The sequence below is a fragment of the Halocatena salina genome (assembly GCF_023115355.1).
GTDB classification, from domain to species: domain Archaea; phylum Halobacteriota; class Halobacteria; order Halobacteriales; family Haloarculaceae; genus Halocatena; species Halocatena salina.
In genome coordinates this window covers 1,681,429-1,707,269 of the sequence record NZ_CP096019.1, presented here as the reverse complement: position 1 = coordinate 1,707,269, position 25,841 = coordinate 1,681,429, and the positions used below count along the sequence as shown (strand labels likewise).

The window sequence follows — 25,841 nt, the reverse complement described above, 5'->3', positions numbered from 1 at the left end:
GCTAGGGTTTTGAGTCTCCGGCCACCCATCGATCGGAGTACGTCGTATCACAGGTACAGTCGGCGTAGGCATGGATCACGTCGCCCTCGGCGTACAGTCCGCCAGCGTCCTCGTTTTGTTCTTCCGCGAACGCGAGAAGCACCTGAACCTGATGCTCGGTCTCTGGGTCCGGGTTGGGACACTCGCCCCCGGTGCAGTCGTCGAGAACGGTTCCCTCCGTCTCCATGGCTGTGCCCGCGAACGTCATGGGAGGAACACCGACGGCCTGCTCGAACACGCTTCGACCGCGGTCGCCGGGAAGAACAAGTACCGTACCCCCCTCGACGCGAGTGCCGTGGTCGGAGAGCGCCTCGCCGTCGGAAACGACGGTGTCACTCAGATAGATGAGCACGTCCTCCGGACGTTCTCCGGAGAGAAACGCGCGGTGTTGTTGGTCCATACGCCGAATAACGACCGTGAACGGAAAAGTCGACCTACTCCAACGGAGTCGGAGCCTTAGTGATCCTCAAGGCTGTCGGCGATCTCGGACAGCGACCGATCAGGACGTGGGATAACCGTGTACACTGCGGTCGCGCCTGGCCGCCTGATGGCATACTGGTGATCCGGTTCGATGACGTCGACGTGGACCGACCGGCCGAAAACCAGATCGCCCTCGTCGAACCATTCCCGAAGCCGGTTTACGCTCGGTTCTCGCGCCCCCTCACGGGCGAGACGGGCGTTATCGTACACGCTGCGGATTTCCGGCGTGCCATCGAAGCTTCGCTCGATGCGGGCGTGATACTGCTGGCCGTCCAACGTGAGGTGAACGACACCCTCGGGGAACAGTGACGACTCCGAATCGAGCACGAGCTTTGGATGGGCCGTCGAACCCGCACGATCGATCGTCCCGCGGACGGTGTCGATCGACGGATGATCGTGAGGAATACGGTCAGACACAGGTCTGAACGAGCGAACGAACGGCGTGTCTGTTATTCCTCATCGATCAGTTCTTCGACCGGCTGGGAACCACGATCGACGATCTTCGCGTTGATCTGCCGAGCGTCACTCCCGACCTCTCGACCACGAACGGTAACGCGCTTTCGCTCGCCGTCGACGGTGGGGTTAAAGCCCACACCGCCAGTCAGAAGCACCGACGACAGATCTTGACCAGCGACGTCCGAGCGCATCGGTCGGCCGGCATTGTCGGTTCCGCCGGTGATTTCGATCGTGTATCCGGAGAGACCCAACGCGCCGGCATCGATCTCCGTTCCGATTTCACGCCCGACGAATCGATTCGCTGTCTGTCCATCGACTTCGAACTGGTGCGTCGTCCCGTCCTCGGGATCGGCGACGTCAACCTGAAACTCGGCCATATCCTTCGTCAGTCGGTCAGCAGGCAAAAGCGTACTGAAACGAGCCACTCGACGTTCCCCCGCCGACAGAGCCAAGCCGACGGACGGTAAGCTGACGTATGGACCGTGAACGGCTCGGCACTGCCCTCGATACGTTCGATCCGACGCCCGGTGAACGACGGGTCGTCACCCGGCAAGCGATCGACTTGCACGATTCGGGCCGGTTCGAGGAAGACACGGGCACAGAACTCACGGCCGAGGTGATCGTCGACAACCTTCATGACGCCCCCGAAGATCGGCTCGCCGACCGCTGGAACTGGTGGATCGGTGCGCTCACGATCGCCTATGGTGGCTACGAACGGTTTCAGGTGCGGGCGATCGATCGGTAACACGCAGTCACGAGATCGGAACCGAAGTCCGAGCACGCAGATCACGCGAGGATCGCCTGACTGAGATCGTGTACGAGCCGGGAGGGATCGTCCAGCCATCTGACCGCTCGTACTGAGCGAACGACCGTTCATCGAGCGATAGTGAAACGGTCCGACGCTCGCCGGGATCGAGATGAAGTTTCTCGAAGGCAGCGAGTTCGCGCTCGGGACGGACAACGGCGGTGTCGAGGGTGTCGCCCCCCAGATACGCTTGGACAACCTCCGTGCCAGCGCGATCGGAGACGTTCTCGACGGGAACGCTGACGGTCACGGGTCGGCCATCGGTGTCGTGCTCGCCGTCGGATTCGAGGGTTACGTCACCATACTCGAACTGGGCGTAGCTCAACCCGTGACCGAACGGGAACGACGGTTCGATCGACTCACGGTCGAAGTGGCGATAGCCAACGAAGACGCCCTCTCCGTACGTGACGGTTCCCTCCTCGCCGGGGAACCGCTCGGTGGGTGCCGTCGGATACTGTGCTTGCTCGGCGAACGTGACCGGAAGACGTCCTCCAGGATCGGAATCACCGTACAGCACGTCAGCGAGCGCTGCCCCGTCGGCTTGACCGGGATACCACGTCACGAGCACCGCGTCGACGGCGTCGATCCATGGGAATTCCACAGGTCCGCTCGAGCGTACAACGACGACCGTCCGGGATGCTGCCTCGGCCACCGACGCGACGAGATCGTTCTGGTCGCCGGGCAATCGGAGATCATCGCGGTCTCGCCCCTCCGTTGCATCGTCTTGGACGACGACGACCGCACAGTCGGCCGTCGTTGCGGCGTCGACGGCGGCCGTGATGCTCGTCTGGGCCGTCGTGTCCTCGGAATCCGTGTCGAAGAAATCGAACAACGAGGTTTCGGGGACCGGATCGACGCCGCGCTCGAACGTAAGCGACGATGCGTGCGCTTGGAGACCGTCGAGTGGGGACGTTTCGACGGTGGGAGTGACCTCCGAACTCCCCCCACCTCGCTTGGTCTTGTCAGCGTTTGGACCGCAGAGCGCGATCGTCGCATCAACCGACAGCGGGAGCACGCCCTCGTTTTTCAACAGCACCGTTCCCTCGGTTGCGATACGACGGGAAAGCTGGCGGTGACTGGGCGTGTCGAGTGCTCCCTCACTGTCGCCGTCGAGTACGCCGAACCGTTCGATCGTCCCGAGCAGCCGCCGGAGTTTCGCATCGACCGTCGCCGAATCGATCCGTCCCTCGGTAACTGCTGTGCGCAGTGGCTCTCCGAACCACGGCTCGGGGGGAATGGAGGGCAGACCCTCCATCGCCGCCGACAGCTCACCGTCGAAGTCAACGTCTGCCTCCATCTCCGAATCACCTTCGACGGCCGAGAGAAACAGCTCCGGGTCAACGCCGGGCATCTCGACGTCTAAACCGGCACCAGCGGCGTCGACAGCGCTTTCAGTACCGAACCAATCGGATACGACGTACCCCTCGAAACCGAACTCATCGCGCAGAACGTCCGCCAACAACCGGCGGTGTTCGCTCATATACGATCCGTTGACGCGGTTGTACGCGGTCATGATGGACCCGACATCGGCCTCCTCGACGACCGCGCGGAACGCTGGGAGGTAACACTCCCGGAGCGCTCGCTCGCTCACGTCAGCATCGATCGAATACCGTTCGGTCTCCTGGTTGTTGGCGACGTAATGTTTCGCGGTGGCGATCACTCCAGCCGATTGGATGCCCTCAACGGTGGCGACGCCGAGACGGCTGGTGAGATACGGATCTTCGCTGTAGTACTCGAAGTTGCGCCCACAGTGAGGTGTTCGGATGAGGTTCAACCCCGGTCCCAACACGGCATCCTGTCCGTAGGCGAGGGCTTCCCGAGCGATCGCAGCCCCCTGTTCGTGAGCTAGCGATGGGTCCCACGCGGCCGCCAGCGCGATCGGAGCCGGAAACGCAGTCGCCGGCTCGCCCGGGATCCGTACACCAGCCGGTCCATCGACCAGTCGAAACGCGGGGATCCCGAGCCGATCGATTGGTGGCAGATATCCCGTCGCCGTTCCAGTCGGATCTGCATCTCCGCTGAGCAGTCGATAACGCTCCTCGTCGGTGAGTTTCTCGACGAGCTGTGTGCTGCGATCGCGTGATGCTGCGTCGTCCATATCGATGGACGGAAGCGACCCACCATAAGGATACGTGATAGGAACGACGATCGCATTAGTGCGGACCGACACCCGTTCCGATCGATCAAAACACAGGGTTGGAGAGTGCCGAAGTCATGCGCATTCGGTCAGTCCTGCAAGCATCACTTCGTGTGGTGTTCTAACCACTTTGGGCACGATATTCTCGGCACTGGAGATCACAGACGGACACGTTCACCTGTTCGTCCAGATCGACCGTACGCACAGTCCTACCGAAAATCCGATCACTGTCGATTCGAGGCGTCCTTCGCAGGCGTTCGGACGCGTGAGGTAACTACCACGCCGAGCAGGCTGATGAGTACACCAGCGATCACGAACACGAGGAGCCGAGTGCCGGTGAGCAACACCAGTCCGTCGGTAGCGATCGGACCGACCGACATCGCTGGAAGTTCGACCGGGCCGATGACTGCCGCGTTTTCCAGTACGAACGCTCCAAAGCCCCTGACGATGAGACCGAGAGCAACGATACCGAAGGGGGCGTTGAAAAGCGCAGCGGGCACTCGGTCATCAGTGAGAAGCCTGTCGAACAGACGGCCGGTGCTGGCTGCGAGCGCGGCAAGCGCGAACCACGGAACGCTGACGAAGACGAACTTGATGCCCATCAACACGCCGGGCTGCATCCCGGAGATACCGATAGCCCCGGCGAACACGCCGATGAGCGCCAGTCCGGCACCGACGACGTAGGTGACGAACGACACCTGACCGGAGTAAAACGCCGCCCGAACGACGCTCGGAAACTGTTCGACGGCGTCGTCAATCCCGAGACCTTTGTACAGCAAGAATGCTCCGATGCCGGCGGTCACGACGGCCACCACAGCCGTCACGTTATCGGTGAGCGAGACGATCACAGGAATGGCAAGCAATGCGGTCCCCAACGGAATGAACAGGGTGCGACGAAGTTCCTCGTCGACGAGGAGGCGTTTCAGGAGGTAGTACGTCGACTCGATATCCCGCGCTTGCTGGACGATGACGCGATCGACAGCATCAACTCGGAGGCGGCTTTCGATGATCGGAACGGTCTGCTCGTCCGCAACGCTATCGACGACGACGACTGCCGACTGGGGATCGTGTTCGTCGACCAGCGCATCGATCTGATCTGCGATATCCCGATCGATGTTGACGGTGTCTCCCGACCCGGAGACGACCACCGATATCGCGTCCGTACACTCCGCTCGGAGGCTGCGTGCGACCCGGAGCGTCTCAAGGAGACAGTTGACCCGGCTGTCCTCGGGAGCAGCGACACCAGCCGATGTGATAAGATCGATGATCGCCGCTTCACCGACGACTGGCGTTCCGTGGTCGAAATCGCCGTCGCGGTCGACACACAGTACCAGCGTGGTCACAGTGGGTCGGATGTTCTACCGGAATAAAAATCTATAGCCGAACGTCGAATCGTTCGTCAATGTGGCTCCACACGCCAGCACCGAACGCGAACGCAAGTCCCCGTGCGCCGCGTTGGAGGCGCTGTCGTACGCTCCGTTCCGGTTCGAATTCGGTGTGAACCGCCTCGGTGTCGAGCAGTTCCGTCACGCGGTCGAGTACGTCTTCATGGGTACCGATCGCGTCGATGAGATCGATATCTTGCGCGTCGTTGCCGAGATACACGCGCGCTTCGGTGTCGCGGATCGCGTCCGGATCGATGTCACGCCCATCAGCGACGCGTTCAACGAAATGCTCGTAGTAGTCGTCGATCAACCCCTGAAGATACGCCCGTTCGTCGTCATCGATCTCCTTTAGCGCCGTGCCAGCGTCCTTGTACCGACCAGCAGCAAACCGTTCGTAGGAAAGGCCGAGTTCCTCGGCGAGTGTGCTCGCGTTGAGTCGAGAGCCGATCACGCCGATGCTCCCGATGACGCTCGTCTCTCGCGCCCAGATCTCATCACAAGCGCTGGCAATCCAGTAGCCACCGCTCGCACACGTATCTGTCGCGTACGCGATCGTCGGTCCTTCGAACGACACCACGGCGTTTCGGATGTCTTCGCTCGGAACGACTTCACCACCGGGCGTGTTGAGTTTCACGAGAAGCGCATCCGCGTTGCGGTCCGCCTCGGCCCGCTCGATCTGCTCGACGATGTCATCGGCAGGGATCGAACGGCCCTGCCCCGGAACCGGACCGAAATCGCCATCACGAGTGATCGGTCCCGTAACGGCAACCTCCGCGACGTTGTACGTCGGAAGCACTGTGGTTGTGAGTCCGCCAGCGATCCGAGCACCGAGCAGTGTCGTTATAACTGCCAACAACACACCGAAAACGCTCGTTCCTGACGGCACCCATACGAACAAGAACACACCGGCTACGGTCCCAAGAAGCGTTCCGAGCAACACGAACACGAACCGGACGATGGTTGTTGCCGTGCTGTTCGGATGCAGTATGTCGTCTCGATCTGGCATACGCCAGCTTACGATCGGAATGATAAAAACCAGATGGGAAACGGAACATGATCGTCCGGGTCACTCACTGGGAGGCGACCACGACAACGTCACCACCACTTCCTCTTTGTCGGTTCCGATCATTGGCGATCGTTCGGTCACCGTGGTCTCACACGAAACTGTCGGTGATGGACGAAGCGTGACTTCCTTGTTCCCGACGGGCACCGTCATCGGTGCCTCTTCATCGACAAACTCGTCCGCCAGATCGCGGAGATACTCTGCAACCTCCCGTCGGCTTAGCTCCGCTTCGAATTCTGTCGTCTCGGACATCGGTACCACCCACCGTGATTAGGGTCCCGTTCCATAAATACTTCCACTACGATTACTGATCAGTTTGTAATGGCTTAGTATGATCTACAGTCATTTCTGACGATATTGGTATACAATCCATCAGATAGCGCCACAACGGTCGCTCGATACAGGGGCTATTTATTTAACGGACGTATCCAACACGCCTATCAGCCATATTGTTTGTGACGTATCGCATTCAATCCCGGTGTTTATACAGTCTGACCTATTCCGAGAAGGTATGAAGTTCTGCGATGAGTGTGGTTCGATCATGCACAAGGAGGACGATACGTGGGTGTGTCGCTCCTGTGGATACGAGACGGGGGGTGACGCCGAGGCCGAGGAGGCAATGGTCACCACACAAGCACAAGAAGACGGTGGTATCGTCGATGTGAGTGACGCCGAGGATAAAGGGCTTCCTACGACGTCCGTCGTCTGTCCGAACTGTGAGAACGATCGGGCGTACTGGTATATGCAACAGATCAGATCGGCCGACGAGTCCGAAACGCGGTTTTTCATCTGTACCGAGTGCGAACACCGTTGGCGAGAAGACGACCACTGAACTGTCCTAACCACGATCCCTCGGAGTGACTACTATCGCACTCGATGGCGAGGATGTCACGAATCGACGGTCACTCACTGTTCCCGTACATCGCATCATGTTCTGGACAGAATTCCGGATGGCGGAGCTGAGCAGTGATGACGCCGGGGTGTCTGTGGGGGTTAGAGAGTCGACACCGTTCGTCGTCACAGAACGCTTCACCGGTGGCAAGATAATGGACCGCACTCAGCACGTATCCCTGTAACGCTTCGGTCGTCCGGGGATCGTCTTCGACGAGAAATGCACCGTCGACCTCGTTTTCGAGCAGTTCACGCGGAGGGGTGTCACCGGAAAGCAGCGCGTGGCGTTGTTGTGCCTTATAATAGCTCTCGGGTTTCGCTGGCGCTTCGTACAAACCGGGCACGGAAACGAGCGCTGGCTGTCCGAGCACGCTCACCCGCTTGTGCCAGCGTCCGTCGTGCTCGCCCCAGGTGCCGAGCACCCGATCGAGCAGAATGACACGGGCGTGATCGAGCGACCCGGTCGGTAATCGGGTTCGGAGCGCGTCCTGTAGCGCTCGGCCGTCGTACAACACCCCACCGGCTCGTTCGGGCTGGGACAGTGCCCGCTCCTCATACCGGACGATACCGAGCATCTCCGAGCCGGTCTCGCGTTCGTACGGCGACTGGACACGCGCTGTGGCAAACGCTGACGGCAGCGCTTCGTCGGCGTGCTGGTCGAGAAACCGCTCTCGAACCGTCACGTCGGCGTCCACGCGCTCGTCGAGCCACGCTGCGATACGCTCGCAGTCGGCGACCGTCGTGGGTGCACGATACAGTGATATCTGCTCGACCATGTGGTCTCAGTCGTCAGCAGACGCCGTTGTGGTGGTCAGTTCCACCGGCTCGGCGTCGACACCGAGTTCTTTGAGCGCGATCTGAGCCGCCCGTTTGCCCGAGAGCAGCATGGCACCGAACGTTGGACCCATGCGTGGTAGACCGTACGTGGTGGCAACGGCCATCCCGGTGACGATGAGTCCGTCATGAGCCAGTCCGGTGTGTTCGACGACCGCGTCCTCGCTTTTGCCGACCCACATCGAGTCGTGTCCCGGCGAGTCGTGCCCCGGCGCACCGTACTGACCCTCTTCGGTCTGGTCCATCCCGGCGTTCGTTTTTGCGTCCTCGATCCCCGGTGCGTTCAACACGCCGCGCTCGTCAAGCTTTTTCACTGCCATCGCGTCGTGACCCGTCGCGTCGATCACCAAATCCGCCTCGACAGCGATCGGATCCACGCACGTCAGTTCACGGGGCAACGCGTGCACCGGCGTCCAGTTCATCACGATCCCACCGATGCGATGGTCCTCGCGGATTACGATGTCCGTGAACTCGGTCATATTCTGGATCTTCGCGCCCGCGTCACACGCCGCCTTGATCATCGCGGAGCAGGCGTGTGGACCGTTCGCCACGTACAGCCCCTCGCTATCGGCCGCAGGCTTGTAGTCGACGTCGTAATCGTCGAACACCGCTTGGGCAGGCGACCGAACGGTGACCTTATTCATCAGAAAGCCGCCGAGCCAAAAGCCGCCACCGAGGTAGTTGTTCTTCTCGACGATCATCGTCTTCACGCCGCGAGACGCCAACTCCGTCGCCGCCATCAGGCCGGACGGACCGCCACCGACGATGATCACGTCGCTGTCGGAGAAATCCATGAACTCATCGGTCCACTCCTGACCGATCGCCCGCGTCACATCTGCCTCACCAACCTCACTGAACGTTCCGAACTCGGATTCGGACATACAACTCAGTGGTATCCTCCAGTGGTAATGGATGTTTCGGTTATTCATAAATAGAATACATTCATATTGTTTATTATATTATAGTCTAATAGACGTAGCTACAGGACCAGTTGTACAAAAGAGACGGTCTGACTCAACCGAAGAGACGGTGCTTTATCCGTCGATACCACGGAATCACCGTTTCCGGATCTTTGGCGAGAAGGACGGACGACTCCGTCTCGGCGGCGACGATGTCGGTCGTTGGGCCGAAGAAATCGGGGGCTGGATGGGACGAAGAGCCGAGAATCAACAGATCAGCGGCGTCACCGCGTTCGATCAGTGCGGTTCGTACGTCGTCTCCGAGGATGATCTCCGTCTCCGTGGGACTCGACACCAACTCCTGAAGGGTATCCAGATACTCCCGTGCCGTCGTGATCATCTCTTGGGAGGCGTCCTCGGGAATGACCTTCATTAGCGTGAGCGAGCTGTTCGTCGAGACAGCGATCGCGTCCGCAAGTTCGACCTCAGTACGGTCGTACGGCTTTTCTTCTGTAGCGACGACGATGTCTTGCAGTTTCTCCAGTCCACGATGTTTCAGCACGGCGACTTGGACGGGGATATCAGAACGAAGGATCTCATCCACGTGGCTTCCCTGAAGATACTGTTTTTCCATCGGCTCGTACCAATCGATGACCACCAATTCGGTCCGGTCGTCGATCTGGTCGAACAGCGCATCGGTACGGTCGCGGGTGAGTATGTGCTCGAAGTTGACGTCGCAATCGGTAGATGCCAATCGGTGTTCGAGCGTATCGATCCACCCTTTGTCGAAATCGGGATCGTACTCGGAGAGGGGAAGCTGTGGAGGCACCTCGGAGATGACGACCATATCGAGAGTTGCGTCGTATCGGCGGGCGAGCGCGGCGACGATCGCCAACAGATCCCTGTTGGGCCGTTCTTCGACGATCTCGACGACGATCTTCGAATGAGTGTCAACCACGGTTCCGAGACGTTCCTCTTTGTCGTCGATCGCTTGCTGGTAGTGGACTCGTTGGAGCTGATCGCCGATGGTGTGGTCCGGGTGAACCGTCTCGCCGATCCGCGTCTGGACGTAGTACCACGCGATCCCGAGCACGATCAAGACGATGGCGCTCACTTGCGAGAGTAATCCCATAAACGGGATCAGCAGCAACGCGGCGGCCGTCCCAAGGAGGGGAAGCACCGGGGAAAAGGGGGTCCGAAAGTCCGGATCGTACCATTCCGGTTGGGCCCCCCGGAGCAAAACGACAGTCACGTTCAACAACGCGAACACGAGGATGCCGAACGTTCCCCCGAGCTTCGCCAAGCCTTCGGCATCGAACAGAAGCGCCAATCCGATCATGATCAGCCCCGTCAGCCAGATCGATCGGGTCGGGGTTCCAAACCGAGCCGAAGATTTGCGGAGTTTCGGCGTCATGAGTCCGTCCTGGGACATGGCAAACGGAAACCGGGACGACGACAGCGTCGCTGCGTTCGCCGTCGAGACTGTGGCAAAAATGCCAGCCAGCGCGATGATAGCGCCACCCAAGGTACCCAAAAACAGTTCGCCCGCGTCAGCGACCGGTGCCGTGCTCTCTTCGATCTCCGGGAGCGTCATCACACCGGTGATGATCAGCATAATTCCCGCATACAGCAGCGTTACGAACACGACGGCAGCGATCAATGCCCGTGGAAACGTCGTTCCCGGGTCTCTGACTTCGCCTGCGACGGCGGTCGCTTTGACGACCCCCAGATAGGAGATGAACACCAGACCAGTCGCAGTGATAACCCCACTCCAGCCATGTTCTAACAGCGGAGAGAAGTTCCGGGTGTCGATGACGGATACTCCTCCTCCGACGAACACCGCGAGGATCATAACGAGTCCCAACACCACCAACGTCTGGAACTGTCCGCTTTGCTCGGCACCGAGCCAGTTGACGAGGATGAGGCCGATCCCACCGACAGCAGCGACAGCGACAATGGAAACAGAAGAGAAATACGTGACGTACCAGCCCAATCCGACGAGGGCGAACGAGCCTTTCAGGATGAGTGCGAGCCAGGCCCCCAGACCGATGACGGTTCCGACCAATGGACCCATCGCACGGCTCACAAAGAAGTACGGGCCGCCGGCGTGGGGCATGGCTGTCGCCAGTTCGACGGCACACATCGTTGCGATCAGGGCGATGGTTCCTGCAAACACGAACGCAAGTGCCGACGAAGGGCCCGCCGCTGCTGCAGCCGGTCCTGGCAGGACGAAGATTCCGGCTCCGATCATAGTGCCCGCTGCAGTGGTGAAAACCGCAGCGAGACCGAGCTCTCGTGTGAGTTCGGAGTCGTTCTCGGTCGGAACCATATCGTTCAAACTTCGGCGTTCAACCGGTTAACCTTAGCGTGGGGAAAATCCGCCTGCCGCCTTTAGCCCTGTTTCGAGGACAGATCCGCTACAGAGACAGTGAAAAGAGCGTATTCGCTCGCTGTTGTGCTCAGTCGCCGCCGGTTCGAATGGCTCGTTCGGTCTCGGTCAACACCGTCTCCGGATCGAACCCGGCGATGACGTCGTCTAACTGGTCAGAAGACGCGTCGGCAAGGTCGCGCGCGTGGGTCGTAATGTTCGGAAGCGCCCTGATGACGTTATCGATGATCGGCACGGCTGCGGTCTGTGGCGATCGCGACAACGGATTAAGATCGATGACGAGTTCGGTTTTGCCCATCTCTGCGAGCGCTTGGGCGCGATCGCCGTCTTCGAGTGGAACGAGTACGACATCGGCGTCGTAGATCCCATCAGCGTCGACTTTCGCTCGTTCGTGATCGAGACCGGGAATGCGTTCGTCAGCAGTGGTTCCTTTCACCTCACACGCCCCGTGTTCCCGGAGGTGATCCACGATGGCGTGAATCCGCTCTTCGGTCCGGTTGAAGAGATTTACTTCGAGATCCGCACCGGTCGCCTCTGCAAGCGTGATGAGTTCGTCGGGAACGAGCGCGGCAACGTTGCCGTTGACTGAGAGTACGGGATGACGAGCACGAAGGAGATGGGCAGCGGCGACACGTTCGGCTCGGTCGACACTGGGTAACGTCCGTTCGCCGAGGAGATAATCGAACGCTTCGCCGCGCCCTTGGGCGATGAGACCCTGCGGGCTGGTGATACCTTTTTCCACCCCGTCTTCGATCCGGTGACGGGTGAGAAGCGACTGGTACCGGGGGTGGCTCTCGGGCACCTCGATATCGCTCATGGGTCGGATTTACCGAGCATCCAAAAAAGTCGTGCGTTGTCCACATTCGTTTCGCGGTCCGCCGTCGATGTGACAGACAGTCGGGTCGTATCCCGCCTTGGTTAGTCCCTCACCGAGTGCGAACACCGTTTCTCCGAGCATCGCCATCGACGCCTCGCCACCGGCGTTTTGGACGGCCGTGATGGTCTCTTCAACGCGCTCGGTGAGAAGTCCAGCTTTGCGGGCGAATCGACGGGACTCGGTCATGAACCGCTCGAGCGTGGGCTGTTCGAGCAGGCAAGCGAGCGCGTCCTCGCCGGCTCGTGAGAGCGCAGCAGTGTCTCCGCCGAGAATCGTGGCCGTGTCCAAGCCGCCGAAGGAAACGTATTCGATCCGCTCACGGACGAAAAGCCCGTCGATCTGCCCGTGAGGGGGACCCCCAGGTTCGCGTCGAATCGGGACGCCCCCACGAGCTTGCCCGACCACGTCACCGAGACCGGTTCCCGCCGCAACCTCTGCGGCGTGAGCGATCGCGATCAGTTCGTTTTCCGTCCGGTCGTCTTCGGTGATAGCGTTGGCGGTCAGAGCCGTTCCGAGCGCACTCGCCCCCGAGACGCCAAAGCCAGCACTCACCGGCAGCTCAGTGTGGATAGTCACCCGCGCGGTCACTCCCAATCGATCGAGCACACCCTCGACGGCCGCCATCGACACCCGCTGGTCGTTTAACACCACAGCGGACTCCGCAGCACGCTCGACGTCCACAGAAACCCCATCCGAGAGAGCGAGTCCTGCACCTCGTGATCCCGCCCGCTCTGGGTCGTCGTGTGGATGGATGCTGAAAAAGCCGGTTATGTGGCCAGGGACGAACGCGCTGGGACTCCTCGACATCGATCCCGAATCAGGGGGTCGTTCCCTTGAACCTTACAGTTCGTGGTGAGTGCATTACCCGACGATCCCAAAACACATAAATTATTTGTGATATTGCTCATCACACCGCACGGTACCGTTCCACGGGGAGATGATCCACGTTCTCGAAATTACCATCACCAGTAACAAGGATCACATCGAACGCTCGCGCTAGAAATCGATGCAGCTCATCGACGATGCTATCTAAACTATAAAAAATATTTTATTTAAATAATTAAGTTCTATTCATGGTGTTTCAAATCCCAACCACCCCATGTTTTCCCGGAGTTATCTACAATGAGACATATTACCACGAGATAGCATCGTATAGCAACATGAACGTATATTAGCAGTCGGCTACAACGTACCGGTATGCTTTCGGCCCTCTACCGAACCGCCCGTGAGCAGTTCACGCTCAAACACCTCCTTGGTATCGTCGTCCTGTTCGGGTTTTTCGCAGTGGTCCTCAACGCGTCCCAAGAGATGTTGATCGGGTTTGCCATTGCGCTCGTCGTGACCGAATGCATCACCGTGTTTCAGAACACACCGGAGGTCGATCAGCGATACGTGAAAGGAGTGATCGGTGTGGGCGTGATTGGTGGTAGTCTCCTCATGGCCTATTCCCTCGTGGTCGGCAGTTCCGGACCCATGTGGTTTCCGGTACTCACGTCGATCGGTGGCGTATGGCTGCTCGCCGACGTGTACGCCGATTTCCGTCGCGGCGAGGGTGCAAACGCCGGACAGTCCGAGGATCTCTCGTCTGCGGATGTGATGCTCCTCTCGAACCACGGTCACCTCGTGGCGAACGTGCTCGAAGATGAGCCCCACACCGTCGAACAGCTCGCCGCCGAGTGTGATCTGACCGAGTCACGCGTTCGGGAGGCGCTCGATTACATGGAACGGTCGGGCGTCGTCGCTCACGACGGTCAGCAGTACGTGCTCAGAGAAGAGAACGTGGGGCTGTGGGCGTTCGTGCGAAACATCGTTGCAGGGACTGCCAGACGAATCGCGCGCCCACTTTCCTAACTCTGTTGTCGCTACGGCGAAAGTCGTTGGCGATCGCGGGGGAAGAGGACAGCTTCCCGGATGTTCGAGAGACCGAGCATCGTCATGACGAGACGCTCGACGCCGTAGGCCCACCCGGCGTGGGGGGGCATCCCGTATCTAAACATCTTCGTATAGTACTCGAACGCCTCCGGATCCAATCCCTGCTGTTCGAATCCGGCGACGAGTTCGTCGTGGCGGTGTTCGCGCTGGCCACCGGAAACGAGTTCCATTCGCGGATGCATGAGATCGAACCCTTTCGAGAGCTGGGGATCGTCGTCGTAATCCTGGATGTAAAACGGCTTGATCTCGCTGGGCCAGTCGGTGATGAAGTAGTGCCCACCAACGTCGTCCCCGAGGGCTTTCTCGGCTTCGGTCGGGAGATCGTCGCCCCAAACCAGCTGTTCGTCGAGTTCGCCGGTGGCGTTGATGCGCTCGATCGCCTCCTCGTAGGTGAGTCGGGGAAATGACTGCTGGGGCACCGCAAACGAATCTGTGAGATCGAGTGTTTCGAGCTGTTCGTGACAGTCGGTCTCGACGGCCTCATACGCCGCCCGAAGCGTCCCCTCACACACGTCCATCGCCTCGTGATGATCGATGAACGCGCTCTCGAAGTCGATCATCGTCGCTTCGTTGAGGTGCCGAGGGGTGTTGTGCTCCTCGGCTCGGAAGATCGGACCGATCTCGAAAACGCGTTCGAGTCCGGAGCCGACCATCAGCTGTTTAAACAGCTGTGGCGACTGGTTCATGAACGCCTCCTGTCCGAAATACGTGAGTGGGAACAGCTCCGTGCCGCCTTCTGTCCCGGTGGCGACGATCTTCGGGGTGTTGATCTCAGTGCAGCCGACCGATCGGAAGTAGTCCCGAACGGCGTTCAACACTGTCGACCGGATCTCGAAGATCGCCTTGCTCTCCCCGCTGCGGAGATCGAGCGTTCGGTTGTCCAGCCGCGTCGAAAGGTCGGCATCGACCTTCCCCGTCGGGTCGAGGGGCAGTTCGGGATCAGCTGGGGCCAGTACCTCAACCGATTCCGGCACGATCTCGACGCCGGTTGGTGCGCGTGGCTCTTCCTCGACGGCACCGGTCACACTGACGACGCTCTCACGACTCACGTTCGTTCCGGTCTGAACCAGCGATTCGTCCATCTCGTCGGGAGCGAACTTGACCTGAATCTTTCCCGTCTGATCTCGAACGATGAGAAAGGCAATCCCCCCGAGATCACGGATCTCGTGTGCCCACCCGGCGACGGTGACGCGCTCGCCCGGCTCGGCGTCTACTGTGTACGTTCGATCGTCCATATCCGGATCTGGCGGTCGGGCGTCTTAAGCCCGATCAATTTCGATCCACCAAGAACGCCACGCGCGCTATTTCGCGTCCTGGACGCCTCGAACAGTCTCCCGAACTGCCTCGATCCCTTGGTCGTGGACGAGATCTCCGACGATGATCGTATCAGCATACTGTGCCATCTCGTAGGCCGAGTTGTAATCGTGAATCCCACCGCCATAGAACAGGGTCGCCGAATCAAGCGCGTCAGCCGCGGTTTTCACGAACGATGGTTCGCCGAGCATTCCTGAATATTCGAGGTAGACGATCGGTTGGCCGAACAGTTGCTCTGCGACTTCTGCATAGGCGGCAACGTCGTCAGGATCGAGATCGCAGTCGGCCGTTGTCAACTCCCCAACCGACGAATCGGGATTCAACACGATGTAGGCCTCCGGAAACGTGTGTGCCCAGTCGATGCTGTCGTCGAGGCGCACCCATTCTTTGTGCATACCCGTCAACCATGATATGTCACCCGCATTGATCACCACCGGAATGAGATATCCATCGAGAACGTCCGAATGAACGACCACACCTGTGCCGCTCGGTTCGATGAACACGGGGACAGAAACGCCGCTACACGCCTCGATGACACGAGTCATCTTCTCTTCGGTCATCCCCATCGTCCCGCCGACGATGATGGCGTCGGTCCCTGTCTTACCAACATCCTCGACGGATTCATCGTCGAGAAGCGTTTTATCGGGATCGATCTTGACGACGTGATCCCAATCCTCCCACGGCTGCATATCAGCCTCCACCCGACCACCGAACAAAACGGCTTCGAAACGGGAGCACAGCGATGAAAACACGACTAGATCACCGAATTATCCTCGATACGGTCGTCCCATCCGTGTGGGACGGGAGCACTGATCATAATTAGACCATGAATCCAACGTATATAACCGTTACCGCCCGCCAGACCGATCGTTCGCCGTGAGAACGAGGATGTGGCGCGTCAGCGACGCGTGGACGCGCCGTGTAAACGAGGTTTCGACGGTCCATCCCGCCGACGTGGCTGCCTCCGCCCACGGTCGGTCAGCCACGAGCACCGCCCGGGGAGCGACACGGTTGGCTTCTTCGAGCGTCGCGGAGACGAGTCGAGGGAGACTGCCGTCGGAGCGTTCGTCGACGATCTTCGATTGGCGACCGTACGGCGCATCGAAGACGACGGCGTCGACCGCATCGGCAGCGAACGGCAGACGCGTCGCGGTACCGGTGAGCACTGTACCCGCGTCGGAACCGAGATATCGGGTGAGATTCTCTCGGGTGCCACAAGTCATCTTGAGCTGGGCGTCGAGTCCGATCACGTCCGCACCAGCCAGTCCGGCCTCGATGAGCAGCCCGCCGGTGCCACACATCGGATCGAGCACTCGCGCTCCGGGGCGTGCACCCGCGATGTTAGCCAGTGCACGGGCGAGCAACGGTCCCATACTGCCCGGCTGGAAGAACGGTCGTTTCGAGGGCATCCGGTCTCCGAAGTCCCGGATGCTGCGCGCAACGAGCCAGCCTAGCACACAACTGTCATCCGAAAACAGCGCTCGCAGTTCATGGTCGGGATCGTCGAGATCGATCTCGAACCCCCGTTGGGTGAGCACTGCACCGAGTTCGCGCTCGGCACGCTGGGTATCAACATCTGTTGTCCCGCGAACGTCCCGCGCCCGAACGGCGACCGTTCCGCGCCGATCGATCACCGACTCCGTCAACAGCTGCCGTGCGGATTCAACCGCGGCATCCGTGTGACCAACCATCGCGCCTGCACGGCGGGTAAACGCCAACGACTCGATCTGATCGATGTCGGTCGCACTCGCCAATCCGGGTGCCAGTCGAGTGACGCCAGAGCAGCCACTCCCCGCCTCACAGGCAGCGAAGGCGTCGTCCTCACCGGCGAACTCCAGGACGTACACACAAACACTCACCGCTCGGACCGCATGAGCACACCGATCTCTCGACAACTGGATCTATCAGCACAACCCCCGTACCTTTATAAGCCTTAAATACGATCTTTAAGTCGAACGATGACCGATCCAAAGGAAACAATCAATATCGAGAACGTCGTTGCGTCGACGGGCATCGGCCAGGAGCTTGATCTACAGAGCGTTGCTATGGATTTGGAGGGGGCGGACTACGATCCCGAGCAGTTCCCGGGACTTGTCTACCGGACACAGAGTCCGAAGTCGGCGGCACTCATCTTCCGGTCGGGAAAGATCGTCTGTACGGGGGCGAAATCGACCGACGACGTTCACGAGAGTCTTCGTATCGTTTTCGATAAGCTTCGTGATCTCAATATTCAGGTAGACGAGGATCCGGAGATTGTCGTCCAAAACATCGTCACTAGCGCCGATCTCGGTCGAACGCTGAATCTCAATGCTATTGCGATCGGTCTCGGACTGGAGAACATCGAGTACGAACCCGAGCAGTTCCCGGGGCTGGTGTACCGACTCGACAATCCCGATGTCGTCGCGTTGCTGTTCGGCTCGGGAAAGCTCGTCATCACGGGGGGCAAACAGCCCCAAGACGCCGAAGAAGCCGTGGACAAGATCGTCTCGCGACTGTCCGAGCTTGGACTGTTGGACTAACACCCACCTTTTTTGCGCTCGGGTGGCCTTCGGCCACCACTCCCGCAAAAAATCTGGACCAAAAAAAGCCGCTCGCTAACGCTCGCGGGAAGTGACCTTCCCGCTCCGCGACTGCCCCGCTCCGCCGCCTCCGTGTTCTCAGTCGTCGGCGTGGACGACCGACGACTCGCCTATAATGCGCGCGATCTCGGGGTAACAGGCCCGCAAGCCATCGAGATCACCGCGTTGGCGATAGTGGCAGTACTCCGCCAGCATATCTACTAACGCGGCTGGGGCACTCGTTGCGTCGGGCTGTTCAGTCACCTCGGCTGGTTCCCGATCGTTTTCAGGTGTGTACACCGACTGGACGACGGTCCCGTCGCGCTGTTCGTGATACCGCACCCGGCCGCCGTTCTCGAACCAGCCCGTGACGACCAGCTCCTTTGCCGCCTCGTAGCGCGTGATATTCGCAATGCCGGGCAAATCGTCGTACGCCACCTGTGACCGGCCAAGCCCGGCCGTTGCTAGAATCTGTTCGATCTGCGTGGCGTGGGCACAGCCCGTACTCCGGCACGGCCGACACCACGTTCCTGTCCCCACGTCCACGACGTGGTACAGCTCCGCTTTCGAGATCGTCGCTCGATCCTCGACCGTCGAGAGGTTCACCGACTCACCCAGCCGATCCCAGAACTGAAACACCGGTAGCGTCATCTTCCCCCCACGAACGCAGTTCCCGCGAGCGTAGCGAAGCGGAGCGAGCGGCTTTTTTTGGTCCTCTCAGATGGACGAAATCCATCTGGGAGCCTGCAAGAGCGAAGCTCTTGCAATGCAGATTTTTTGCGTGAGGGTGCGCTCCGCGCACCCGAACGGAAAAAAGGTGGCTGGTCACGTTTCTGATACGATTCGACACCGTTACATGTCTCTGCTTCGTTCCCAATCATGGGTTCTAGTGCTTGCGAGAACCCCAGCGTCGGGTGCCTCTTACACCCGGCGCGTTTCCATGAACGCGCGGCCGTGATGTGCTGGCGTTCTCATTTATCGTTCCTTACCCCTTCACACATAAAGGTACTGATGCAACGAGTAATGTTGTGTTAGACAAACAACTCGTAACTGCTCGATACCCAGCACAGTGCTCTCGGCGATGGCGCTGTTCGAGGCAATACTGATGATATTGCAGGATCATTTTTATCCATCATTTTGAGCAGTGTAGTAATGCGAGGTTACTCCGCGCGAACGAAGCGAAGGCAAGCCAGCAAGACCTTTGTTCCCGCGCGGCAGATTTGTTGCCAGAGTGGTGAGCTTCGCTCGCCCGAACACAACAAGGTGGTTCAGTGCTACAGATCGATCCAATCGGCAGTGGACTGTTCGCGTACGTCGTGACGTTTCTGGCCGCGTGGATGTTTTATGCGGTCACATTGCATCTCGCGGCGCTGTACGTCGTCGGTGAGACACCCCACCAGCGCGCTGCCCTCGCCGGAGCGGCCCCTGCGGTCGTTTCGTTGTCGGTGCAGCCGTTCAGTCCGCTCGTGGCTGTCGTGCTCGCGCTCGTGAGCGATGCGGGCGCGATTCACGTGGTCTACAAGCTGCGGAAACGGGGAACGGCACTGCTTGCGGTCGCTCACTACACCATCGCCATCATTTTCGGCTTCGCGCTGTTCAACATCATCACGCTGCTTTCGGCGTGAGTTGCCGAGTGACGACCGGCCTACTCCACGAGCCGCTCAATTTCGGTCACGAGGATGTCGTACGCGCCGTGTTCGCGCAGTTGGGCGATGGTTTCGAACACCTCGGTTTCGTCGACCACGGCATGAACCGCGAGCGCGTCCTCACCGGCGATGTCCATCACCGTCGGGCCACCCATGCCGGGGATGACGCTCCGAACGTCATCGAGATGTTCTCGGGGAACGTTCATCATCAGATAGCGTTTGTCGGCGGCGGTGAGCACCGACTGGAGCGCCGTTCGGATCTGTTTGACCTTCGAGTCGTCGGCCGTCTCCGGACGGGCAAACAGCCGTACTGAACTGTCGAGGACGTCCGCAACGACTGCAAGGCGGTTCATGCGCAGCGTCGTTCCGGTGCTCGTGATGTCGATGATCGCGTCGGCGATGTCGACGTGCGGAGTCAGCTCCGTCGCCCCAGAGACCTCTACGATAGACGGGGAAACATCCTTATCCGCGAAGAACTCTCGTGCGATGCCCGGAAACTCGGTGGCAACGGTGCCGTCGGCGAGATCAGACACCTGTTCGATCGGTCCGTCCTCGGGGGCTGCCAACACCAATCGACACCGGCCGAACTCCAGATCGAGCAGGTCTATGAGCTCGGCTTCGGACTCTTTGGCTTGATCGTACCCGGTGATGCCGATTTCAGCCGCACCATCAGCGACATACTCCGGAATGTCCGCCGCACGTGCAAACAAGACGGTCACATCCGGATCGACGGTGTTCGCATACAGCTTCCGATCCGCGCCGTCGATGAGATGGAGTCCAGCCCGCTCTAACAGATCGGTCGTCGGCTGGTGCAAGCGTCCCTTGTTAGGCACGGCAATACGCATTATCGACCGTTGACGCTCCACGAAACAATTGCTTTTGCATTGCGGCGACGAACCACACACAGACGACAGCTCGCCTGCGACTACGGGACACGCGGGCGGAGCTGGCTTCTGAATCGAACGAACCCGATGGATTGACGCAGCTTCGGGGAAAACCGGCAGTAATGACGACGCTGGGAATCACCAACGGAGTCGTTCTACAGCCAGATCTTTCCGTGTCGAAATCGGACGTACTCATCGATCAGTCCTCGGGTGAAATCATCGATGTCGACCCGGAGATCGGTATGAGCGGTGATCGGCAGTTAGACGCGACCGATTCGCTCGTCATTCCCGGTCTGATCAACGCCCATACACACGTTGCAATGACGCTACTCCGTGGGTATGCGGACGACAAGCCGCTCGAAACGTGGCTCCGGGAGGATATCTGGCCGGCTGAAGCCGAACTCACCGCCGAAGACGTTCGAGCGGGAGCACGGCTCGGCATGGCGGAGATGATTCGATCGGGAACGGCTGGGTTCGCCGACATGTATTTTCACGTGCCCGCCATCGGTGATGCCGTCGAAGCGGCAGGGATGCGTGCTCGGCTGGGCCACGGGATCATCACCGTCGGAAAAACCGATGCGGAGATCGAAAGCGACGTCGAGGAAGGCATCCGTGTTGCCCGCAAACTCGGTAGTGAACGCGTTTCGACGGCACTGATGCCCCACAGCCTCACCACCGTCACCGAGACCACACTCACCACCGTGATCGAGCGCGCCCGAGAAATGGATGTACCGGTTCACAGTCACGTGAGCGAAACCACAGCGGAGGTCGAACCGATCATCGAAGAGCGCGACGTACGCCCAGTCGAGTACGCGCGCTCATGTGGTCATCTCCAGCCCGAGGATTTCATCGCCCACGCGGTTCACATCGACACCGAGGAGATCGAACGGCTCGCGGACACCGGCACGGGCGTCGTTCACTGTCCGGCCTCGAACATGAAACTGGCAAGCGGGATGGCTCCGGTTCAGGCGATGCTCGATGCGGGCGTCACGGTCGGACTCGGAACCGACGGCGTGGCCTCGAACAACGATCTCGATATGTTCGATGAGATTCGCGACGCAGCCATGATCGGGAAGCTCGCTGCCGAGGACGCCAGCGCCCTCGCTGCACCGGATGTCGTTCGGATGGCGACACAGGGCAGCGCTGACTGCGTCGGCTTCGAAAGCGGTCGGATCGAATCCGGTGCGCCCGCCGACCTCGCCGTGCTCTCACTCGATGCACCCCATCTCACGCCTGCACACGATCTCGTGAGCCACCTTGCGTACGCTGCCACCGGTTCGGACGTACGCCACACTATCTGTGACGGTCAGATTCTGATGCGTGAGCGCGAGCTTCTCACCATCGACGAAGCGACGGCCCGCGAGGAAGCCACGAAACGAGCCGAAGAGCTCATCGCCCGAGCAGAAGCGTAGCTGCTACACCGTCGGAGAGATCGAGAAACTACAGGCCGTTCTGTACGAGTACTCGTCTCTCGATGGTCCATATAATGAATCATGGAGTTCTGACCGATTATTACCTAGATAGTAACAGTTTATCATCCATCTTCATGATAAGTGAATAGATATAAATGAGAGTGGAATATATTCGATGTAAATGATCGGTGATGCGATAAAATATCCGACACAGCATGACGATTGGATCAAAATCATCCTGATCGGTGGGGGACTATACGTGTTTTCAATGATACCACTCATCGGAATGATCGGAGGGCTGTTGCTCTCGGGGTATTACGTCCGTACGCTTCGGGCTGCCGCCATGGAGGAGGAAACACCACCAGTGTTCGATGAGTGGACCGAAATGCTCATCGATGGAATCACGTATGTCGGTATTGCACTTGTGTACCTCCTCATCCCAACCATTTTATCAGTAATATTACTGTTGATAGCCGGTGGAGATTCATTGGTTGGTCTGTTGATGACAGCGGTCCTCGTGTTGGTAGCCGTATACCTACTTCCTGTTGCACTGACAAATTTCGCAGTAACCGACAGTGTCGATAAGGCGTTCGATCTGTCGACGATTTCGGACGCCGCATTCACCAGCGAATATTTCACCGCTGTGGTGCTCGCAGTTGTCGTCGGATTCGCACTTTCACTCATCGGAACGATATCCATACTACTATTGGTTGGTATTCTAATCATTTTCTACATGAATGTGGTCGTTCATTACATCCTAGGGAAGGGTTGTGGTCCCCAGCTCCAGCAGAAAAACGAGAAGAGAATTACTCCATAACGATCGCCTTGTTCCCATCGCCGTCGGTACACTTCTGTACCATAAGCCCACACCAACACTCATGACAGCGTGGACGGATTCGGTGAGCGGACAAACGATCGTCGTCACGGGGGCCAACAGCGGAATCGGATACGCAGCCACGAAAGCATTCGTCGCTCGCGGTGCCGACGTGGTGCTCGCGTGTCGGAGCATCGAACGGGGAGAAGCGGCGGTGAATCAGCTCCGTACGGATGTGTCCGATGGCTCCGCGACGGTGTTGGAGCTGGATCTGGCGGATCTCGACTCGATTCGGGCGTTCGTGCAAGCGTTCGAGACAGCCCACGACGAGCTAGATGTGCTATGTAACAACGCGGGGGTGATGGCAATCCCTCGAAGCGAAACGGCAGACGGCTTCGAAACGCAGTTCGGGGTGAACCACCTCGGGCATTTCGCGCTCACGGGGCTGTTGCTCGAAACGCTGCTGGAAACGGAAGGCGAGACGCGCATCGTGACCCAGAGCAGCGCGGTTCACGAACAGGGACGGATCGATTTCGAGGATCTCCACCACGAGGACAGCTATAACAGATGGACAGCCTACAGCCAGAGCAAGTTGGCGAACCTCCTGTTCGCCTACGAGCTACAACGACGCCTCGATCGCGCCGATATCGAGGATCTCGTGAGCGTCGCCTGTCACCCGGGCTATGCGGCGACGAACCTCCAGAAACGCGGTCCCGAGCAGTCCGGATCGGCGCTACGACTGTGGCTGATGAAAGCCGCGAACGCGCTCATCGCCCAGTCTCCAGAGCAGGGCGCGCTGCCGATGTTGTACGCCGCGACGGAAACCGACGTAAGGGGTGCATACGTCGGTCCCGACGGCGTCAGAAACATGCGAGGCCACCCGGAGCCACAACGCTCCAGCGATCGATCGTACGACGAGGCGACCGCCGAACGGCTGTGGTCGGTGTCCGAAGAGCTGACCGGCGTGACCTACGGTTTCGACGGTTCGTAGGCGCGAGCGCGTGACCGATCGCCGCCACGAACAGCTACAAATCACCCCCGTGTGTAGAGGGACGTATGAACGATGGAGGCCTTCCGGGAGTACCCTCGGAAGAGCGGATCGTTCTACACGTCGATATGGACTGTTTTTATGCCTCCTGTGAGCGCCGTCGTGATCCGTCCCTCCGACACGAACCCGTCGTTGTCGGGATGGGATACGAAGCTGGCGAAGCCCACGGTGCGGTGGCGACGGCGAGCTACGAGGCACGCGAGCACGGCGTCGAGAGCGCACAAGCCATCTCCCAAGCATTAAACCACCTACCTCGCGCTGTAGACGCCGATGATCCGGATGGAGCGGTCGGCCACTACCGCCCAGTAGATATGGCCTACTACGAGTCGGTGAGCGAGGAGGTGAAGACAGTGTTACACGAGGTCGCCGACACCGTTCGGGAAGTCAGCATCGACGAAGCGTACGTGGACGTGAGCGATCGGTTAGGATGGGACGGGGCACCAGTGTTCGCTCGAAACCTCAAAGCGCGGATCCACGAGGAGGTCGGTGTGCCGGCGAGCATCGGGGTCGCACCGAACATGAGCACTGCGAAGATAGCGAGCGACCACGACAAACCCGACGGACTGGTCGTCGTGACACCCGATGAAATCCGCCCGTTTCTAGCGCCACTCGACGTCAAGCGACTGCACGGCGTCGGTCCCGTCACTGCTCGTGAGTTGCGATCGATGGGGATCGAAACGGCGGGAGCGTTGGCCCAAACCGACCGGCACCGCCTCGTCGATCGATTCGGTGCGCGCGGTGGGGACATCCACGACTACGCGCGAGGTCACGACGATCGCGAGGTTGAGCCAGTCGGAGAGCCAAAGAGCCTCTCGAACGAGTCGGCGTTCACCGAACCGACCGAGAACCCCGATCGCATCCGTGACCGACTCCTCACGCTGATCAAACAAGTGACGACCCGCACGACACAGCACAACGTACTGTACAAAACGATCGGCATCAAAGTCGTGACGCCACCGTTCGACGTGCACACACGGTCACACAGCTTGTCCGGACCGGTCGACGATCCGGCGCTCGTCGAACGCATCGTACTCGATCTGATCGAGGAGTTCGAAGAACGACCGGTCCGGAAACTCGGAGTCCGCGTCTCGAATCTCTCGTTCGTTGACGCCGATCAAGCCAGTCTCGATGACTGGGAGCAATCACCTACCGAGTCGAACGACACCGACGGTACCCCCGTACAGCCGGACGGTGGAACAGCCACCGAGAACGAACGCAGCCGGCAAACGTCGGTGTTCAAGTTCGTCTGACTACTTTTTACCGGGGACTACCGCCCGGAACCGATCGATCGTGTGTGAAAGCGAACGCCGATTCGAGGACAACATCGCGTCTTCCGGTGCCTTGTAGTAGGCGATGAGGCTCCAAATGAGGATTCCTGCTCCCGCGCCCAGCGCAGATCCCACCAGATCGAGCGTGTAAAACGCAACCCCTTGTCCTGAAAGGACGATCAACGTGGGAATGCTCGTCGTGTGAGGGACGAGTGCGTTCTCATCGATCAGTGTGGGTATGAGACTGGCGATCGCGACGATACTCCCGGCGAGGATGACGATGTCTTGCCACATGGTTCTGTTGGAGAGTGAAAGTACCCGACGGCTTCGAAGTGAAGGGTGCCCTGAACGGGCTCGTTTCAACGTAAGAACTCGAGCTGTAGTAAATGTTTTCGTCTGTTGTCACTTCGATTTGTGATGTCATATCAAGATCATAGCTCGTAAACAATCATGATGTTGCAACAGTGGTGAATAGGAGTAAATCGGGTTAGAACTCTTTTTAGAGCCACAGACACCGGTATTGTGATCTCGCCTGAACTAATCCGATGATAGATTATGTCCATCATAATAGTTATGTTTCCACCCTAACCCACTTATTAGTATATATTCTGATATAAATTATAACGGTCTGTCGTCCGGGCGGAGTTGTTCTCAGGAGTGACACTCGTTGGGGTGGAGACCGACATCCTCATTTCCGGGGATCGTTCCAT

The 25,841-nt window shown here is 59.3% G+C and carries 27 protein-coding genes; 9 read left to right on the top strand and 18 right to left on the bottom strand.

Annotated elements, in window-relative coordinates; all coding sequences use genetic code 11:
• Window position 1 precedes the first annotated feature (1 nt).
• Genes MW046_RS08700 through MW046_RS08690 form a run of 3 tightly spaced genes read right to left on the bottom strand, consistent with a single transcriptional unit; the run spans window position 2 to window position 1,352 of the window.
• Window positions 2-439, bottom strand: a complete 438-nt coding sequence (locus tag MW046_RS08700; protein WP_247992724.1) for a DUF5807 family protein — start codon at window positions 437-439, stop codon at window positions 2-4.
• 56 nt (window positions 440-495) lie between these two features.
• Window positions 496-936 carry a DUF7112 family protein gene (locus MW046_RS08695; protein WP_247992723.1) on the bottom strand — a complete coding sequence of 147 codons (441 nt, stop codon included), beginning with the start codon at window positions 934-936 and terminating at the stop codon, window positions 496-498.
• A gap of 32 nt (window positions 937-968) precedes the next feature.
• Complete coding sequence (locus tag MW046_RS08690; RefSeq protein ID WP_247992722.1) at window positions 969-1,352, bottom strand: 30S ribosomal protein S6e; 384 nt, start codon at window positions 1,350-1,352, stop codon at window positions 969-971.
• 98 nt (window positions 1,353-1,450) lie between these two features.
• Between MW046_RS08690 and MW046_RS08685 the strand changes: the two genes are divergently transcribed.
• Window positions 1,451-1,720, top strand: a complete 270-nt coding sequence (locus tag MW046_RS08685; protein WP_247992721.1) for a WNWW family protein — start codon at window positions 1,451-1,453, stop codon at window positions 1,718-1,720.
• Window positions 1,721-1,727: 7 nt separating this feature from the next.
• Here the strand turns inward: MW046_RS08685 and MW046_RS08680 are convergent, their stop codons facing one another.
• The 4 genes from MW046_RS08680 to MW046_RS08665 all read right to left on the bottom strand — a co-directional run bounded on the left by MW046_RS08680 (window position 1,728) and on the right by MW046_RS08665 (window position 6,617).
• Complete coding sequence (locus MW046_RS08680; protein ID WP_247992720.1) at window positions 1,728-3,878, bottom strand: beta-glucosidase; 2,151 nt, start codon at window positions 3,876-3,878, stop codon at window positions 1,728-1,730.
• A 263-nt stretch (window positions 3,879-4,141) separates the two neighbouring features.
• Window positions 4,142-5,260, bottom strand: a complete 1,119-nt coding sequence (locus MW046_RS08675; RefSeq protein WP_247992719.1) for a DUF373 family protein — start codon at window positions 5,258-5,260, stop codon at window positions 4,142-4,144.
• 31 nt (window positions 5,261-5,291) lie between these two features.
• Window positions 5,292-6,308, bottom strand: coding sequence for a signal peptide peptidase SppA (gene sppA, locus MW046_RS08670; RefSeq protein ID WP_247992718.1), 1,017 nt, complete (start codon window positions 6,306-6,308; stop codon window positions 5,292-5,294).
• A gap of 60 nt (window positions 6,309-6,368) precedes the next feature.
• Window positions 6,369-6,617 carry an amphi-Trp domain-containing protein gene (locus MW046_RS08665; RefSeq protein ID WP_247992717.1) on the bottom strand — a complete coding sequence of 83 codons (249 nt, stop codon included), beginning with the start codon at window positions 6,615-6,617 and terminating at the stop codon, window positions 6,369-6,371.
• 259 nt (window positions 6,618-6,876) lie between these two features.
• Between MW046_RS08665 and MW046_RS08660 the strand changes: the two genes are divergently transcribed.
• Complete coding sequence (locus MW046_RS08660) at window positions 6,877-7,197, top strand: transcription factor S (RefSeq protein ID WP_247992716.1); 321 nt, start codon at window positions 6,877-6,879, stop codon at window positions 7,195-7,197.
• A 70-nt stretch (window positions 7,198-7,267) separates the two neighbouring features.
• Here MW046_RS08660 and MW046_RS08655 read toward each other — a convergent pair whose 3' ends face one another.
• The 5 genes from MW046_RS08655 to MW046_RS08635 form a co-directional block, all read right to left on the bottom strand.
• Window positions 7,268-8,032 (bottom strand): DUF7001 family protein, encoded by a 765-nt coding sequence (locus tag MW046_RS08655; RefSeq protein ID WP_247992715.1) that lies wholly within the window; start codon window positions 8,030-8,032, stop codon window positions 7,268-7,270.
• Window positions 8,033-8,038: 6 nt separating this feature from the next.
• A complete protein-coding gene (locus tag MW046_RS08650) occupies window positions 8,039-8,971 on the bottom strand; it encodes a sulfide-dependent adenosine diphosphate thiazole synthase (protein WP_247992714.1) in 933 nt (310 codons plus the stop codon).
• A 133-nt stretch (window positions 8,972-9,104) separates the two neighbouring features.
• Window positions 9,105-11,318 (bottom strand): amino acid permease, encoded by a 2,214-nt coding sequence (locus MW046_RS08645; RefSeq protein WP_247992713.1) that lies wholly within the window; start codon window positions 11,316-11,318, stop codon window positions 9,105-9,107.
• A 130-nt stretch (window positions 11,319-11,448) separates the two neighbouring features.
• Entirely contained in the window at window positions 11,449-12,195 is a 747-nt protein-coding gene (locus MW046_RS08640) for a 4-phosphopantoate--beta-alanine ligase (RefSeq protein ID WP_247992712.1), read from the bottom strand.
• Between the two features lie 9 nt (window positions 12,196-12,204).
• Window positions 12,205-13,062: a pantoate kinase gene (locus MW046_RS08635; RefSeq protein ID WP_247992711.1), complete on the bottom strand. Its 858-nt coding sequence runs from the start codon at window positions 13,060-13,062 to the stop codon at window positions 12,205-12,207.
• A 390-nt stretch (window positions 13,063-13,452) separates the two neighbouring features.
• Here MW046_RS08635 and MW046_RS08630 point away from each other — a divergent pair, with 390 nt between their 5' ends.
• Window positions 13,453-14,106, top strand: a complete 654-nt coding sequence (locus MW046_RS08630) for a hypothetical protein (protein ID WP_247992710.1) — start codon at window positions 13,453-13,455, stop codon at window positions 14,104-14,106.
• An 11-nt stretch (window positions 14,107-14,117) separates the two neighbouring features.
• On the opposite strand, the gene aspS is transcribed toward MW046_RS08630, so the two are convergent.
• From aspS to MW046_RS08615, 3 genes are all read right to left on the bottom strand, one after another.
• Window positions 14,118-15,422 carry an aspartate--tRNA(Asn) ligase gene (gene aspS, locus MW046_RS08625; RefSeq protein ID WP_247992709.1) on the bottom strand — a complete coding sequence of 435 codons (1,305 nt, stop codon included), beginning with the start codon at window positions 15,420-15,422 and terminating at the stop codon, window positions 14,118-14,120.
• Window positions 15,423-15,488: 66 nt separating this feature from the next.
• The gene (locus MW046_RS08620; protein WP_247992708.1) at window positions 15,489-16,190 is read right to left on the bottom strand and encodes a phosphoglycerol geranylgeranyltransferase; all 702 of its coding nucleotides are present in this window, start codon (window positions 16,188-16,190) and stop codon (window positions 15,489-15,491) included.
• 159 nt (window positions 16,191-16,349) lie between these two features.
• On the bottom strand, window positions 16,350-17,348 hold the full coding sequence (locus MW046_RS08615; protein WP_247992707.1) for a methyltransferase domain-containing protein: 999 nt from the start codon (window positions 17,346-17,348) through the stop codon (window positions 16,350-16,352).
• Window positions 17,349-17,459: 111 nt separating this feature from the next.
• Between MW046_RS08615 and MW046_RS08610 the strand changes: the two genes are divergently transcribed.
• Entirely contained in the window at window positions 17,460-18,020 is a 561-nt protein-coding gene (locus MW046_RS08610) for a TATA-box-binding protein (RefSeq protein ID WP_124956347.1), read from the top strand.
• 138 nt (window positions 18,021-18,158) lie between these two features.
• On the opposite strand, the gene MW046_RS08605 is transcribed toward MW046_RS08610, so the two are convergent.
• Window positions 18,159-18,710, bottom strand: a complete 552-nt coding sequence (locus MW046_RS08605) for a hypothetical protein (RefSeq protein ID WP_247992706.1) — start codon at window positions 18,708-18,710, stop codon at window positions 18,159-18,161.
• 620 nt (window positions 18,711-19,330) lie between these two features.
• On the opposite strand from MW046_RS08605, the gene MW046_RS08600 reads away from it, so the two are divergent.
• Window positions 19,331-19,684 carry a DUF7473 family protein gene (locus MW046_RS08600; protein ID WP_247992705.1) on the top strand — a complete coding sequence of 118 codons (354 nt, stop codon included), beginning with the start codon at window positions 19,331-19,333 and terminating at the stop codon, window positions 19,682-19,684.
• 20 nt (window positions 19,685-19,704) lie between these two features.
• Here the strand turns inward: MW046_RS08600 and hisG are convergent, their stop codons facing one another.
• The gene (gene hisG, locus MW046_RS08595) at window positions 19,705-20,550 is read right to left on the bottom strand and encodes an ATP phosphoribosyltransferase (RefSeq protein ID WP_247992704.1); all 846 of its coding nucleotides are present in this window, start codon (window positions 20,548-20,550) and stop codon (window positions 19,705-19,707) included.
• A 161-nt stretch (window positions 20,551-20,711) separates the two neighbouring features.
• Between hisG and MW046_RS08590 the strand changes: the two genes are divergently transcribed.
• The 4 genes from MW046_RS08590 (at window position 20,712) to dinB (ending at window position 25,113) form a co-directional block, all read left to right on the top strand.
• Window positions 20,712-22,001: an amidohydrolase gene (locus MW046_RS08590; protein ID WP_247992703.1), complete on the top strand. Its 1,290-nt coding sequence runs from the start codon at window positions 20,712-20,714 to the stop codon at window positions 21,999-22,001.
• A 181-nt stretch (window positions 22,002-22,182) separates the two neighbouring features.
• A complete protein-coding gene (locus MW046_RS08585) occupies window positions 22,183-22,818 on the top strand; it encodes a DUF4013 domain-containing protein (RefSeq protein WP_247992702.1) in 636 nt (211 codons plus the stop codon).
• A gap of 61 nt (window positions 22,819-22,879) precedes the next feature.
• Entirely contained in the window at window positions 22,880-23,806 is a 927-nt protein-coding gene (locus tag MW046_RS08580) for an oxidoreductase (protein WP_247992701.1), read from the top strand.
• A 65-nt stretch (window positions 23,807-23,871) separates the two neighbouring features.
• Window positions 23,872-25,113, top strand: a complete 1,242-nt coding sequence (gene dinB, locus MW046_RS08575) for a DNA polymerase IV (RefSeq protein WP_247992700.1) — start codon at window positions 23,872-23,874, stop codon at window positions 25,111-25,113.
• Here the strand turns inward: dinB and MW046_RS08570 are convergent, their stop codons facing one another.
• A complete protein-coding gene (locus tag MW046_RS08570; RefSeq protein WP_247992699.1) occupies window positions 25,114-25,425 on the bottom strand; it encodes a hypothetical protein in 312 nt (103 codons plus the stop codon).
• Window positions 25,426-25,841: the final 416 nt, after the last annotated feature.

Excerpts from the sequence above, each read along its gene's own strand:
- MW046_RS08700 (WP_247992724.1), bottom strand. The coding sequence starts at position 439 with ATGGACCAACAACACCGCGCGTTTCTCTCCGGAGAACGTCCGGAGGAC.
- MW046_RS08690 (WP_247992722.1), bottom strand. The coding sequence starts at position 1,352 with ATGGCCGAGTTTCAGGTTGACGTCGCCGATCCCGAGGACGGGACGACG.
- MW046_RS08685 (WP_247992721.1), top strand. The coding sequence starts at position 1,451 with ATGGACCGTGAACGGCTCGGCACTGCCCTCGATACGTTCGATCCGACG.
- MW046_RS08680 (WP_247992720.1), bottom strand. The coding sequence starts at position 3,878 with ATGGACGACGCAGCATCACGCGATCGCAGCACACAGCTCGTCGAGAAA.
- sppA (WP_247992718.1), bottom strand. The coding sequence starts at position 6,308 with ATGCCAGATCGAGACGACATACTGCATCCGAACAGCACGGCAACAACC.
- MW046_RS08665 (WP_247992717.1), bottom strand. The coding sequence starts at position 6,617 with ATGTCCGAGACGACAGAATTCGAAGCGGAGCTAAGCCGACGGGAGGTT.
- MW046_RS08660 (WP_247992716.1), top strand. The coding sequence starts at position 6,877 with ATGAAGTTCTGCGATGAGTGTGGTTCGATCATGCACAAGGAGGACGAT.
- MW046_RS08655 (WP_247992715.1), bottom strand. The coding sequence starts at position 8,032 with ATGGTCGAGCAGATATCACTGTATCGTGCACCCACGACGGTCGCCGAC.
- MW046_RS08650 (WP_247992714.1), bottom strand. The coding sequence starts at position 8,971 with ATGTCCGAATCCGAGTTCGGAACGTTCAGTGAGGTTGGTGAGGCAGAT.
- MW046_RS08645 (WP_247992713.1), bottom strand. The coding sequence starts at position 11,318 with ATGGTTCCGACCGAGAACGACTCCGAACTCACACGAGAGCTCGGTCTC.
- MW046_RS08640 (WP_247992712.1), bottom strand. The coding sequence starts at position 12,195 with ATGAGCGATATCGAGGTGCCCGAGAGCCACCCCCGGTACCAGTCGCTT.
- MW046_RS08635 (WP_247992711.1), bottom strand. The coding sequence starts at position 13,062 with ATGTCGAGGAGTCCCAGCGCGTTCGTCCCTGGCCACATAACCGGCTTT.
- MW046_RS08630 (WP_247992710.1), top strand. The coding sequence starts at position 13,453 with ATGCTTTCGGCCCTCTACCGAACCGCCCGTGAGCAGTTCACGCTCAAA.
- aspS (WP_247992709.1), bottom strand. The coding sequence starts at position 15,422 with ATGGACGATCGAACGTACACAGTAGACGCCGAGCCGGGCGAGCGCGTC.
- MW046_RS08620 (WP_247992708.1), bottom strand. The coding sequence starts at position 16,190 with ATGCAGCCGTGGGAGGATTGGGATCACGTCGTCAAGATCGATCCCGAT.
- MW046_RS08610 (WP_124956347.1), top strand. The coding sequence starts at position 17,460 with ATGACCGATCCAAAGGAAACAATCAATATCGAGAACGTCGTTGCGTCG.
- MW046_RS08605 (WP_247992706.1), bottom strand. The coding sequence starts at position 18,710 with ATGACGCTACCGGTGTTTCAGTTCTGGGATCGGCTGGGTGAGTCGGTG.
- hisG (WP_247992704.1), bottom strand. The coding sequence starts at position 20,550 with ATGCGTATTGCCGTGCCTAACAAGGGACGCTTGCACCAGCCGACGACC.
- MW046_RS08590 (WP_247992703.1), top strand. The coding sequence starts at position 20,712 with ATGACGACGCTGGGAATCACCAACGGAGTCGTTCTACAGCCAGATCTT.
- MW046_RS08585 (WP_247992702.1), top strand. The coding sequence starts at position 22,183 with ATGATCGGTGATGCGATAAAATATCCGACACAGCATGACGATTGGATC.
- MW046_RS08580 (WP_247992701.1), top strand. The coding sequence starts at position 22,880 with ATGACAGCGTGGACGGATTCGGTGAGCGGACAAACGATCGTCGTCACG.
- dinB (WP_247992700.1), top strand. The coding sequence starts at position 23,872 with ATGAACGATGGAGGCCTTCCGGGAGTACCCTCGGAAGAGCGGATCGTT.
- MW046_RS08570 (WP_247992699.1), bottom strand. The coding sequence starts at position 25,425 with ATGTGGCAAGACATCGTCATCCTCGCCGGGAGTATCGTCGCGATCGCC.